The organism is Streptomyces sporangiiformans (assembly GCF_005768555.2).
GTDB classification, from domain to species: Bacteria; Actinomycetota; Actinomycetes; order Streptomycetales; family Streptomycetaceae; genus Streptomyces; species Streptomyces sporangiiformans.
In genome coordinates this window covers 48,779-61,043 of record NZ_VCHX02000131.1, presented here as the reverse complement: position 1 = coordinate 61,043, position 12,265 = coordinate 48,779, and the positions used below count along the sequence as shown (strand labels likewise).

The 12,265-nt window shown below is 69.7% G+C and carries 9 protein-coding genes; 8 read left to right on the top strand and 1 reads right to left on the bottom strand.

Going from position 1 to position 12,265, the window contains the following annotated elements; translation table 11 throughout:
* The first annotated feature begins 29 nt into the window (after nucleotides 1-29).
* Together FGD71_RS19145 and FGD71_RS19135 are read left to right on the top strand one after the other, a co-directional pair.
* The gene (locus tag FGD71_RS19145) at nucleotides 30-866 is read left to right on the top strand and encodes a DUF4097 family beta strand repeat-containing protein (RefSeq protein ID WP_119101674.1); all 837 of its coding nucleotides are present in this window, start codon (nucleotides 30-32) and stop codon (nucleotides 864-866) included.
* Between the two features lie 746 nt (nucleotides 867-1,612).
* Nucleotides 1,613-3,868: an MMPL family transporter gene (locus FGD71_RS19135; protein ID WP_119101673.1), complete on the top strand. Its 2,256-nt coding sequence runs from the start codon at nucleotides 1,613-1,615 to the stop codon at nucleotides 3,866-3,868.
* Between the two features lie 189 nt (nucleotides 3,869-4,057).
* Here the strand turns inward: FGD71_RS19135 and FGD71_RS19130 are convergent, their stop codons facing one another.
* The gene (locus FGD71_RS19130) at nucleotides 4,058-5,875 is read right to left on the bottom strand and encodes a glycoside hydrolase family 35 protein (protein WP_119101672.1); all 1,818 of its coding nucleotides are present in this window, start codon (nucleotides 5,873-5,875) and stop codon (nucleotides 4,058-4,060) included.
* Between the two features lie 117 nt (nucleotides 5,876-5,992).
* Between FGD71_RS19130 and FGD71_RS19125 the strand changes: the two genes are divergently transcribed.
* From FGD71_RS19125 to FGD71_RS19100, 6 genes are all read left to right on the top strand, one after another.
* Nucleotides 5,993-7,012 carry a LacI family DNA-binding transcriptional regulator gene (locus FGD71_RS19125; RefSeq protein ID WP_119101671.1) on the top strand — a complete coding sequence of 340 codons (1,020 nt, stop codon included), beginning with the start codon at nucleotides 5,993-5,995 and terminating at the stop codon, nucleotides 7,010-7,012.
* A 288-nt stretch (nucleotides 7,013-7,300) separates the two neighbouring features.
* Nucleotides 7,301-8,623, top strand: a complete 1,323-nt coding sequence (locus tag FGD71_RS19120; RefSeq protein ID WP_119101670.1) for a carbohydrate ABC transporter substrate-binding protein — start codon at nucleotides 7,301-7,303, stop codon at nucleotides 8,621-8,623.
* A gap of 105 nt (nucleotides 8,624-8,728) precedes the next feature.
* Nucleotides 8,729-9,712, top strand: a complete 984-nt coding sequence (locus FGD71_RS19115) for a carbohydrate ABC transporter permease (RefSeq protein WP_205571137.1) — start codon at nucleotides 8,729-8,731, stop codon at nucleotides 9,710-9,712.
* Between the two features lie 11 nt (nucleotides 9,713-9,723).
* Nucleotides 9,724-10,647 (top strand): carbohydrate ABC transporter permease, encoded by a 924-nt coding sequence (locus tag FGD71_RS19110; protein WP_205571136.1) that lies wholly within the window; start codon nucleotides 9,724-9,726, stop codon nucleotides 10,645-10,647.
* A 14-nt stretch (nucleotides 10,648-10,661) separates the two neighbouring features.
* Nucleotides 10,662-10,841 (top strand): DUF6903 family protein, encoded by a 180-nt coding sequence (locus tag FGD71_RS19105; RefSeq protein ID WP_119101669.1) that lies wholly within the window; start codon nucleotides 10,662-10,664, stop codon nucleotides 10,839-10,841.
* Nucleotides 10,838-12,265 (top strand): alpha-L-fucosidase, encoded by a 1,428-nt coding sequence (locus FGD71_RS19100; RefSeq protein ID WP_205571135.1) that lies wholly within the window; start codon nucleotides 10,838-10,840, stop codon nucleotides 12,263-12,265. Before FGD71_RS19105 ends, FGD71_RS19100 begins: the two co-directional genes overlap by 4 nt.

Below are 12,265 nucleotides of genomic sequence, written 5' to 3'. Positions count from 1 at the left end.
GCACACAACAGCCAAAGGACGGTTCAGCCATGCCCACTTTCGACACCCCCGAGCCCCTCTCCGTCACCCTTGAAGTCGAGATCGGGCGGGCCCGGATCATCGCGGGCAAGCGCACCGACAGCGTGGTCGAGGTGACGCCGAGGGACCCCGGCAACAAGCAGGACGTACAGGCCGCCGAGGACACCCAGGTCACCTGCACGGGCGGGAAGCTCGTGATCAAGGGCCCCAAGAAGCGCTCGCTCTTCGGCAAGGTCGGCGCGGTCGATGTGACCGTCGAACTGCCCACGGGCTCGGACCTGACCGGCAGCACGGGCCTCGGCGAGTTGATCGGCGAGGGGCGGTTGGGGAACTGCCACCTGACGACGGCTGCCGGTGACATCCAGCTGGAAGAGGCCGCGGCCGTACGGCTGAAGACCTCGCACGGGGACATCCTCGTGGACCGCGCGACGGGCGAGGTCGAGATCCGCGGGTCGGGGCGGGTTCGGGTCGGCCGGGTCGACGGCACGGCCACCATCAAGAACCTCAACGGCGAGACCGCGATCGGAGAGATCCGCGGGGAGCTGAAGGTGAGCTCGTCCAGCGGACCCATCAGCGTCCTGCACGCGGACGCCTCCGTCACGGCCAAGTCCGCGAACGGCGCCATTCGGCTCGCCGAGGTGGTGCGTGGGCGGATCACCCTGGACACCTCGGCCGGGGGGCTGGAGATCGGAATCGCCGAGGGGTCTGCGGCCTGGCTGGATGTGCGGTCCGCCGCGGGGCGTGTACGCAATGAGCTCGGGGCGGCGGAGGGACCCGAGGCATCCGAGGAGACAGTCGAGGTCCGGGGCCGGACCAGCGTCGGCGACATCGTGATCCGCCGGGCCTGAGCCGCTCACCGGCCCAAGAAGACCCGAGCGCCCACCATTCCAACAAGCCCGAGCCGCTCACCGCTCCCAAAGGGCCTGCCCCACCCGCGGCGTGAGCACCACGGTGAGGCCGCCCCCAGGTGTGCCCTCCGCGCCCAGCGTCCCGCCCATCGACTCCGTGAAGCCGCAGACCACCGCGAAACCGGGGCCGGCTGCCCCGCGCGGGGCGTCGCCGTAACGCAGCCCAGGCGGTCCGCTCCGCCTGGTCCTCGTCCGACCAGTGCACGTCCTCCGAGCGCAGGGACCTGACGGAGGCCTTGATGCCGGCGACAGGCGTGCGCGGGTCCTGTCTGACCGCCGCGAGCAGCGCCGTGCGGATCCGGTTGCCCTCCGCGAGGCCGCGCGCCTAGCCCCCCCCCCCCCCCCCCCCCCCCCGGTCATGAGCTGATCGTTTCCTGTCAGCGCGCTGACAGGTGGCACCGCAAAAACCGATGGCGCCACATTGGCTCGCAATGGCGCCACACTTATGCCATGATGAAGGCGCGAGCGACGCAGCCCCAACGCGGCGCCTGCCAAGTGGACTTGCAGCCACAGCCCCAGATTCGCACCGCTCACCCCGCACCAGTCGCGCATCAGGTAGGGCCAGCCATGGCGCCACCGCGGCGCCGTACCGCGCTGTCCAGGCAACCGAAGAACCGACCCGCCCGACCCGCACACCCACCACACCCACCGCACCGACCGCACCGACCCAACAGGAGCCCCAAACCGTGGCTACGTTCCTTTCCAGACTGGGCCGCCTCGCCTTTCGCCGCCGGGGGGTGACGCTGCTGCTCTGGCTGCTGATATTCGGCGGCATGGGCTTCGCCGCCTCCTCCGCTCCGACGCCGCCCGCCGATACGTTCTCGATGCCGGGCACCGAGTCGCAGGAGGCTTTCGACCTGCTGACGGAGAAGTTCCCGGACGCGAGCGCCGACGGCGCCAGCGCCCGGGTCGTCGTCCGGGCCCCCGAGGGCCAGAAGATCACCGCTCCCGAGCAACGGGCCGTAGTCGGCCGACTCGTCGCCGAGTTAGGCAAGTCCTCCCCGCAGGTGGTGGGCGCCGCCGACCCCTACAAGACCCCCAAGATCAGCATCAGCGAGGACGGTACGACCGCCTACACGGTGGTGACGTACAAGGTCCCCGCGATGGAGGTCAGCGACAAGGCGCACGACGCGCTCGACGCGGCCGTCAAGAAGGCCGGCAAGGCGGGCCTGACCGTCGAAGCCGGCGGTGACGCCGTGAAGATCGACCAGACGATGGGCGGCACCGGCGAGCAGATCGGCATCCTGGTCTCCGCGATCGTCCTCATCCTGACCTTCGGCTCGATGCTCGCGGCCGGAATGCCGCTGATCACCGCGCTGATCGGAGTCGGGATCGGCATCTTTGGCATCACCGCGCTCGGCTCCACCCTCGGCCTGTCCGGCACCACCTCGACGCTCGCGATGATGATCGGCCTCGCGGTCGGCATCGACTACGCCCTGTTCATCGTGTCCCGGTTCCGTGCCGAGCGCGTCGAGGGGCAGGGCCCCGAAGAGTCCGCAGGCCGGGCCCTCGGCACCGCGGGTTCGGCGGTCGTCTTCGCGGGGCTGACAGTCATCGTGGCCCTCGCCGGACTGGCCGTCGTCAACGTCCCGATGCTCACCAAGATGGGCCTCGCCGCGGCCGGCACCGTCGCGGTCTCCGTGCTCGTCGCGATCACCCTGGTCCCCGCCCTGCTCGGCTTCGCGCCGGTCAAGGTGATGGCCCGCAAGGGACGCCTGCAGTACGCCGTCAAGCCGCTGTCGGAGCGGGGGCAGCGCAAGGCCGCCAAGCGCGCGGCCAAGCCGGCCAAGAAGGACAAGTCCAACCTCGGCTCCCGCTGGGCGAGTTACGTCCTGCGCCACCCCGTGGCCGTCCTGCTCATCGGCGTGGTCGGCCTCGGCACGGTCGCCGTACCGGCCACGAGCCTCGAACTCGGGCTGCCCGGCGAGGGCTCGATGTCGACGGAGACCACCCAGCGCAGGGCGTACGACATGCTCTCGGAGTCCTTCGGGCCCGGGTTCAACGGACCCCTGATGATCACCGTGCAGGCCGAGGACGCCAAGAAGGCGGCCGACTCCGCGGGCAAGGCCTTCGACCGGAACCCCGGCGTGGCCTCGGTCTCCCCCGCCACCGCCAACAAGGCGAACGACACCGCGATCATCAACATCATCCCGAAGACCGGCCCGACCGAGAAGAAGACCGAGGAGCTGGTTCGCGAACTCCGCGACACCGCCGGCGGATTGGAGCAGAGCAACGGGTCCCAGATCCTGGTGACCGGCCAGACGGCCATGTTCATCGACTTCTCGCAGACCCTGGACGACGCGCTCCTGCCCTACCTGAGCCTGGTCGTCGGCCTCGCCTTCCTCCTCCTCATGGTGGTCTTCCGCTCCGTCCTGGTCCCGCTCAAGGCGGCCCTCGGGTTCCTGCTGTCGGTGGCCGCTGCCCTCGGCGCCGTCGTGGCGGTCTTCCAGTGGGGCTGGCTCGCGGATGTCCTCGGCATCGAGCAGACCGGCCCGATCATGAGCACGATGCCGATCTTCATGATCGGCGTGGTCTTCGGCCTCGCGATGGACTACGAGGTCTTCCTGGTCAGCCGGATGCGTGAGTCGTACGTCCACGGAGCAAGCCCCGCCGAGGCGGTCGTCGACGGCTTCCGCCACGGCGGCCGGGTCGTCGCCGCGGCCGCGGTCATCATGATGAGCGTCTTCTCCGGCTTCATCGTGGAGGACAACGACTTCGTCAAGATGATCGGCTTCGCCCTCGCGATCGCCGTCCTCTTCGACGCCTTCATCGTCCGCATGTCGATCGTGCCCGCGCTCTTCGCCCTGCTCGGCAAGTCCGCCTGGTGGCTGCCGAAATGGCTGGACCGGCTCCTGCCCCGGGTGGACGTCGAGGGCGAGAAGCTCGACCAGCACGGGCAGTGCGCACCGCACTCTCGGCCGGAGCGCACCCTCGTCGGCTGACACCCTCACAGAGCGCGTGGCGCCACTATGGCCCCCTGTACTGGCCCCAGGCTGGTGCGGGGGGCGAGTCCGTCGAGCAGATCCAGCCGTAGCTTGGTCGGCGACTGTTTCCTGGAGCGCTTGAGAAGTTGGAAGGCACGGCCCCGTGTGACGATCCGGAGTCGTCAGCCGGAGGTGTCAGCCGGTTTGTCAGCCGAACTCCTCGACGTACTCCTCCGGCGGTCCCAGCTCGGGGTGATCCCGCAACTCCAGGGTTCCGCCGAGCCGTTCCAGCTCGAGGACCGTCACGGTGTTCTCGCCCACGCGCAGCAGCGGTGCCGGGCAGTACAGCGTGACCTGCGGCCCGATCTCCCAGTAGCGGCCGAGGAGGAACCCGTTGACCCAGACGAGGCCACGGCTCGACCCGGGCAGCGCGAGGAAGGTGTCCGCGGGCGTGTCGACGTGAAACCGCGCGACGGCGAACCCGGCGTGCGTGGTCGCGGGACCGGCGGCGACCGCGTCGGCCAGCTCCGTGGGCGACCACTCCTGCAAGGCGACCGGCGTGCTGTCCCAGCCCTGCACGATGCGCCGGTCGACGAGAACGGGACCGAGCAGGCCCTTGTGCCGGCCGATGCCCGGCCCGTAGTTCACCCGGCCGAGGTTCTCGACGAGGACCTCCAGCCGTACGACGTCGCCGGTTCCGTGGATGGGGAGTTCCGGGTCGTCGGGATCGGCGACGCCGAGGAGGGTGCCGTCGCCGAAGACCAGTGCCCGGTCGCGTACGTCGGTGAGAGCGAGCCGGTGCTCGCCCGCCGGGATGCGCGGGTGCGCTGTGTGCAGGACCATTCCCGCGTCGAGCCCGAGATGCTCGAACGAGGCGGGGCGCGGGGCGGTCGAGGTCGGGGCCGGTACGGCGCGCAGGCCGGTGAGCAGGTCGGAGCGGTGGACGAGCGGGACGTGTGCCGGCGGGAGCGTGGGCATCCTCGCGGGTGACCGGAGGGGCCCGCCTGCGCCGAGCGCCTCGCGCACGGCGAAGAACTTGGCGGTGAACGTGCCGTCCTCGGCGATCGGCGCGTCGGAGTCGTAGCTCGTCACGATGGGCTGCAATCGGCCCTCGTCCTCGTTGGCGCCCGCCCAGAGCCCGAAGTTGGTGCCGCCGTGTGCCATGTAGATGCTCACGCTGCCGCCGTCGGCGATGATGCCGCGGAGTGTGCGGACCGCGCTCTCCACCCCGCGGACGTGGTGCCGCTTGCCCCAGTGGTCGAACCAGCCGTTCCAGAACTCGGCGACCACGAACGGTTCGTCCGGTCGCCGCCGCGCGAGGAGTTGCCGGGCGTCGTCGGGCTTGGAGCCCAGGGTGACGGTCGTCAGGGTGCCGGGCAGGGTACCGCCGTCCAGCATGAGCTCGGTGGGTCCGTCGGCGGTGAACAGCAACTCCCGGATGCCACCCCTGATCAGGGCCTGGCGATTCCAGCGCAGGTAGGCGTGGTCGTCGCCGAAGCTGCCGAACTCGTTCTCCACCTGCACCGCCACGACCGGCCCGCCCTCCCCGGCCTGGAGCGCGGCGATGCGCGGGACCAGCTCGTCGAACCAGCGGCCGACGGCGGAGGTGAACGCCGGATCCGAGCTGCGGACCGCGACGTCCCGGCCGGTGAGCCAGCTCGGCAGGCCGCCGTTGGACCACTCCGCGCAGATGTACGGGCCGGGCCGGACGATGACGTCGAGGCCCTCCTCACCCACCGTGCGGATGAACCGCTCGATGTCCCGCCAGCCGTCGAAGCGTGGCGCCTCGTCCTCGCGGGGCTGATGGAAATTCCATGCCACATAGGTGTCGACCGTGTTGAGCCCGAGGTCGGCGAGCCGACGTATCCGGTCCCGCCAGAGGTCGGGGTGGACGCGGAAGTAGTGCAGCGCCCCGGACAGGATGCGATGGGGGACGCCGTCCCGGTACAGGCGGCCCCCGCGCCAGGTGAGCGCGCCGGTGGCGGCGCCGGCCGCCGCATCGGCCGTGGTGTGGGCCAAAGACATGTGTGTCGCGGGGGGCTCAGTCACGGTGCGGAGCCTATGTTATCGATGCCATGCGTAACAAGTTCGATATGATCGGGTGGATGACGATGTCGCGGCCGGCCGCGGGAGAGGAGCGCCATGACCGAGGGCACCGCGAGGCTGAGGCAGCCGAGCATGGCTGACGTGGCCCGGACCGCCGGGGTGTCGGCGCAGACCGTCTCGCGCGCGCTGCGCGGCTCGCCGAACGTCAACCCCGAGACCAGGAGGCGTGTGCTCGCCGCCGTGGAACAGGTCGGCTACCGGTTCAACAGCGCAGCAAGGGCGCTGTCCTCCGGGCGCAGCCACACCATCGGCCTCGTACTGCTGGCGTCCGGGGGGTACTACTCGCGCTCGGCGGTGACCGCCGGTGTCGAGGCGGCCGCCGGTGAGGCCGGGTACGCGGTGAGCATCGCGACCATCGCCGCGCTCGACACGGGCCTGATGGAGCGGTCCCTGTCCAAGCTCGCCGACCAGGGCGTCGACGGCTTCGTCATCGCCGTGCCGCTCATCTCGGTGACGCGGAAGATGGAGGACATCACCCGCGACATCCCGACCGTCACCCTCGACGGCTCACGGACGGCGGGCGCCCGGGTGCTCGGGATCGACCAGCAGGAGGCGGGCCGTGTCGCCACGCAGCACCTGCTTGACCTGGGCCACAGGCAGGTCTGGCACATCTCCGGCCCTGACGAGTGGATCGAGGCGCGCCAGCGGCGGCAGGGCTGGCAGGAGTGCCTGGCCGCGGCCGGCATCGAGGCGCCGCCGCCCCTCGAGGGCGACTGGTCGCCCGACTCGGGAAAGCGGCAAGGGCAGATCATCGCGATGATCCCGGAGGTGACCGCGGTCTTCGCCGCCAGCGACGAGATGGCCTTCGGAGTGATCCGCGCCCTGCACGAGCGCGGCCGGTCGGTGCCCGACGACGTGTCCATCGTGAGCGTCGACGACATCGCCCTGGCGGCCTACTGCTCTCCGCCGCTGACGACCGTCCGGCAGGACTTCTACCGCTACGGCCAGGCGGCCGTCGCCCTGCTGCTGCAGGGCGACGAGGCGGACGTCGACGAATCCGTCGCCACCGCGTCACTGTCGGTACGCGCCTCCACTGCGCCGCCGCGCTCTCGCTGAACCTCGTGTCAGCCCTTCGGTGGCGGGGTGCGCCCCGCTCCGCCGAAGGGTTCCTCGCAAGATCACGCTGAAATGCGCTCGTGGGCCTCTTGCGCCTTCATGTGATCAGTGCCACCGTAAGCCTTCATGTTATCGGTGCCATCGTAACAAGTCCGGATCACCGCGTGATCCAGATCTCGGTGCGTTGGCGCGGCGTCACGGCGGCGTGGCCTGACGATGGGGCCGCCCCCCGGGACTTGTTCCTCCGCTCGCAGTCAGGTGGGCAACTGTCCACGGGAAGGACCCCAAATGAGGAGATCGCTCGTCCTCACGGGCGCCGCGGTCACGGTGCTCGGACTGCTCGCCGGCTGCTCGGCCGGCGGGGGTGGCTCGGACTCCGGCAAGACGACCCTCAAGGTCGCCGCCCTCGAAGGCGGCTACGGCCGGGACATGTACACGCAGGTCGTCAAGCAGTACGAGGCCTCGCACCCCGACATCGACGTGCAGTTGCAGATCTCGAAGAGCATCGAAGACGAGATCACCCCGAACATGAAGGCGGGAAAGTACCCGGACGTCGTGGTGCTCGGCCAGGGCCGTAAGGCCGCCCTCACCGAGACCCTCATCAAGGACAAGGCCCTGGAGGACCTCACTCCGGTGCTGAAGGAGAAGGTCCCCGGCGAGGACAAGACCGTGGGGGACAAGCTCACCGAGGGCATCGTCGGCAACCTCAACACGAACCCGTACCGCACGGACAAGACGTACCTCATGCCGATGTACTACGCGCCGACCGGACTCTTCTACAACCAGGGCCTGTTGGAGCAGAAGGGCTGGAAGGTCCCGGGCACCTGGGACGAGATGTTCGCGCTCGGCGACACGGCCAAGAAGCAGGGCATACCGCTGTTCACCTACCCGACCGCCGGGTACCTCGACTCGTTCTTCTTCGCGCTCCTCGCCGACGTCGGCGGGGAGCAGTTCTACAAAGACGTCATGACGTACAAGAAGGACGTCTGGAAGACGGCGGACGCCCGCAAGGCGCTCGACATCACCACCAAGCTGCTGGGCTACGCCGCGCCGGCCACCGTCGGATACGCCAACGAGCAGGACTTCACCAAGAACCAGCAGCTGATCCTCGACAACAAGGCGCTGTTCATGCCGAACGGCACCTGGATCGTCGGAGAGATGGCGGACGCTCCCCGCGCAAAGGGCTTCAAGTGGGGTCTGACACCGCTGCCGGCGGTCACCGCGGGCAGCAAGCGCTACATCACGACGTCGGTCGAGTCGGTCTGGATACCCAGCGCCGCCGAACACAAGGACGCGGCAAAGGACTTCATCGCCTACCTGTACTCCGACAAGGCGGCGAAGATCTTCGCCAAGTCGAACGCGATCCAGCCGATCGAGGGCATCGCGAGCAGCCTGTCCGGGGAGAACGCCGAGTTCTACAAGGTGTACGAGGACCCGTCGGTCGCCCCGGTCGTCGGCGGGTTCGCGAGCACCGCGCCCGTCCAGGGCGTCGACATCAAGGCCACCCTCTTCGACACCGCCAACAGCATCATCAGCGGCGACACCACTGAGGACAAGTGGCAGGCCGCGCTGAACGGTGCCAGCGAGAAGCTGCGCCAGGCGGGCGACTGACGTGCCCGGCGGCGGCCCGGCGTGCCCGGACCGCCGCCGGCGCCTGCACCCCGGAACCCCTCACGCGCACCCTCGACTTCCTCGAGCGACCCAAGGACCGGCACGGTGACGACGCTCTCCACCCCACCCCCAGGCTCGACGAACCGCACCTCCGAACAGGCGCCGCCCGACGGGAGTTCCCGGCGCGGCGCCCGGTCCCCGGCCCACCGGCGCGGCAACACCGGCTTCGTGCTCGCCTGCCTGCTGCCCGCGCTGGTCCTCTTCGCGGTGTTCATGGTGATCCCGACCGTGAACGTGTTCCGGACGTCCCTCTACACCTGGGGCGGGTTCTCCCCCGACAAGCGCTTCGTGGGGCTCGACAACTTCCGCCATCTCCTCGACGACGAGCAGTTCGTGCGCGCGTTCCAGAACACGGTCGCGCTCCTGGTCGTGGTGACCGTGGTGACGATGGGCCTGGGCCTGTTCCTCGCCGCGATCATGACCCGGCAACGGCTGCGCGGGCGGAACCTCTACCGGTTCGTCCTCTACATCCCCAACGTGCTCTCGGTGGTCGTGATCGCGGCCATCTTCTCCGCCGTGTACGACCAGAAGAACGGTCTGCTCAACGGCACGCTCCGGCTGCTCTCCCTCGACGGCCTGCAACAGGTCTGGCTCGGCAACCAGAAGCTCGTGCTCTACTCCGTCGCCATCGCGATGGTCTGGCAGTCGCTGGGCTACTACATGGTCCTCTACATGGCGGGCATGTCGAGCATCCCGGAGGAGCTCTACGAGGCGAGCGCGCTCGACGGGGCCTGTGCCACCCGGCAGTTCTTCGCCATCACGCTGCCGCTCATCTGGCAGAGCCTGCGCACCACGCTGACGTTCTTCGTCATGAGCGCCGTGAACCTCAGCTTCGTCCTTGTCCGCGCGATGACCGGCGGCGGGCCCGACGGCTCCTCCGACGTCCTGCTGAACTACATGTACAAGCAGGCGTACACGAACTCGTCGTACGGCTACGGCATGGCCATCGGTGTCGTCATCTTCGCGTTCTCGTTCCTCGTGTCGCTCCTGGTGAGCCGGGCGACGCGGCGCGAGCCCCTCCAGTTCTGAGGACGGACACCATGACCATGATCAGCTCATCCCGCCCGCGCGCCGATCGCCCGGGCACCGACCGCCCCGGCGCCGACCGGCCGCGGACCGGCCGTGCGCTCACCTACGCCCTTGTCATCGCCCTCGCGCTCGCCATCGCGGTGCCGGTCGCCTGGGTGCTGCTCGCCTCCCTCAAAGGGAAGAGCGAGTTCTTCGGCAGCCCCTGGACACTGCCGAAGGGCCTGCACCTCCAGAACTACGCCGACGCGTTCGTCACCGCGCACATGGGTCAGTACTTCCTGACCTCGGTGTTCGTCACGGTGCTCGGGCTGGTGCTCGTGCTGGCCGTCTCCGTGCCGGCGGCCTACGTCATCGCCCGGTACGAGTTCCGCGGCCGCCGCCTCGTGGAGATCGCGCTCCTGGCCGGGCTCTTCGTCAACGTCAACTACATCGTCGTACCGATCTTCCTCATGCTCGTCGACTGGGACCGCGCGCTCATCGACGTCTTCCCCGGCGGGTTCTTCATCGACAACCCCGCGGTCCTGTCACTCGTCTACGCGGCCACGTCGATCCCGTTCACCATCTACCTGCTCACCGCGTACTTCCGGTCGATACCGGTGGAGTACGAGGAGGCCGCCGCGCTCGACGGGGCGTCCCGCTTCCGGATCATGGTCCAGGTCATGCTGCCGATGGCGCGGCCGGCGGTCACCACCGTGATCCTGTTCGACTTCCTGGCCTACTGGAACGACTTCATCATCGCGCTCACCCTGCTCCCCGGCGAGGGCAAGACGCTGCAGGTCGGGCTGCTCAACCTGTTCACCGCACAGAAGGCGGCGGCCGACTACGGGCGTCTCTACGCCGGCATGGTCATCGTCATCGTTCCCGTCCTCCTCCTCTACGCGTTCATCCAGCGCCGGCTCATCGAGGGCATCGCATCCGGCGGAGTGAAGGGCTGACGGAAGGAAATCCCATGAAGGAATCGACGCGTACGGCGCTGCTCGTCACCGCCCGTACGCTCGTCGCGGCGGCCTGCCTCACGCTCGTCGTCACCGCGCGAACGACGGTCGGGTGGGGAAACCTGCTGGTCATGCTCGCCGCGCTGGCCGGGCTGCTGGCCCTGCTCGCCTCGTACAACCGGCGGTTCCGGTGACCGCGGCCGCGGGGTCCGCGCGGGCGCTGGCCGCGGTCCGGCCCAGCGAGCGCCAACTCGCCTGGCAGGCAATGGAGTTCTACGGGTTCATCCACTTCGGCATGAACACGATGACGGACCGGGAGTGGGGCGAGGGACACGACGACCCGGCCGCCTTCGACCCGGCCGGGCTCGACGCCGACCAGTGGGTCGCGGCACTCAAGAGCGCCGGGATGACCGGTGTGATCCTCACCTGCAAGCACCACGACGGGTTCTGTCTGTGGCCGAGCGACGTCACGGCCTACTCGGTCGCCTCGTCGCCGTGGCGAGGCGGCCGGGGCGACGTGGTCGCGGAGGTCGCCGACGCGGCCCGGCGGCACGGCCTGCGGTTCGGGATCTACCTGTCCCCCTGGGACCGCACCGAGGCGTCGTACGGATCGGGGACCGCGTACGACGACTTCTACGTCGCCCAGCTCACCGAGCTGCTCACCCGGTACGGACCGGTGTTCTCCGTGTGGCTGGACGGCGCCAACGGCGAGGGTCCGAACGGCAAGGTCCAGGTGTACGACTGGGAGCGGTACTACGCGGTGGTCCGCGAGTTGCAGCCGGACGCGGTGATCAGTGTGTGCGGGCCCGACGTCCGCTGGTGCGGCAACGAGGCCGGCGACACCCGCCCCGACGAGTGGAGCGTGGTCCCGCGCGCCCTGCAGGACGCCGAGCGGACCGCGGACCGCTCGCAGAAGGCGGACGACGGCGACTTCGCCCGGCTCGTACGCAGCGACGACCGCGACCTCGGCAGCCGCGCCGCGCTGGCCGGACACGAGGACGACCTGGTCTGGTACCCGGCCGAGGTCAACACCTCGATCCGCCCTGGCTGGTTCCACCACGCGGCCGAGGACGCCGAAGTCCGCTCCGTGGACGAGCTGTTCACCATCTACCTGCGTGCCGTCGGCGGCAACTCCTGCTTCCTGCTCAACGTCCCGCCGGCCCGGGACGGGCGTATACGGGACACCGATGTGGCGGTCCTCGATCAACTCGGGCGGCGCATCGAGGACTTCCGGGCGCGGCGGATCGAGGCGACCGCGACGGTCTCGTCCGGTACACCGGGCGACGTCGCGACCGCGTGGCCCGGCAGAGGGCGCACGCCGTGGCGGCCGGACGACACGGACCCGCTGCCCGCCGTGACCCTCGCCTTCGCCGGGCCCCGCCCGGTCGAGGCGGTCGTCCTGGGCGAGGACATCACGCAGGGTCAGCGCATCGAGCACGTCATCGTCCGGGGCCGTCGGGACGGCCGCTGGACGACGCTCGCCGAGGCGAACGCGGTGGGCTACCAGCGCATCCTGACGTTCCCGCCGGCCGAGGTCGACACCGTACTGGCCGAGGTGACGCAGGCCCGGGACACGCCCGTCGTCGCCCAGGTGGCCGCGATAGGGGCGGCCTCATGA

Bases quoted from the DNA above. Each gene is read 5' to 3' on its own strand.
- FGD71_RS19120 (WP_119101670.1), top strand. From the start codon at position 7,301: ATGAGGAGATCGCTCGTCCTCACGGGCGCCGCGGTCACGGTGCTCGGA.
- FGD71_RS19125 (WP_119101671.1), top strand. From the start codon at position 5,993: ATGACCGAGGGCACCGCGAGGCTGAGGCAGCCGAGCATGGCTGACGTG.
- FGD71_RS19105 (WP_119101669.1), top strand. From the start codon at position 10,662: ATGAAGGAATCGACGCGTACGGCGCTGCTCGTCACCGCCCGTACGCTC.
- FGD71_RS19130 (WP_119101672.1), bottom strand. From the start codon at position 5,875: ATGTCTTTGGCCCACACCACGGCCGATGCGGCGGCCGGCGCCGCCACC.
- FGD71_RS19145 (WP_119101674.1), top strand. From the start codon at position 30: ATGCCCACTTTCGACACCCCCGAGCCCCTCTCCGTCACCCTTGAAGTC.
- FGD71_RS19110 (WP_205571136.1), top strand. From the start codon at position 9,724: ATGACCATGATCAGCTCATCCCGCCCGCGCGCCGATCGCCCGGGCACC.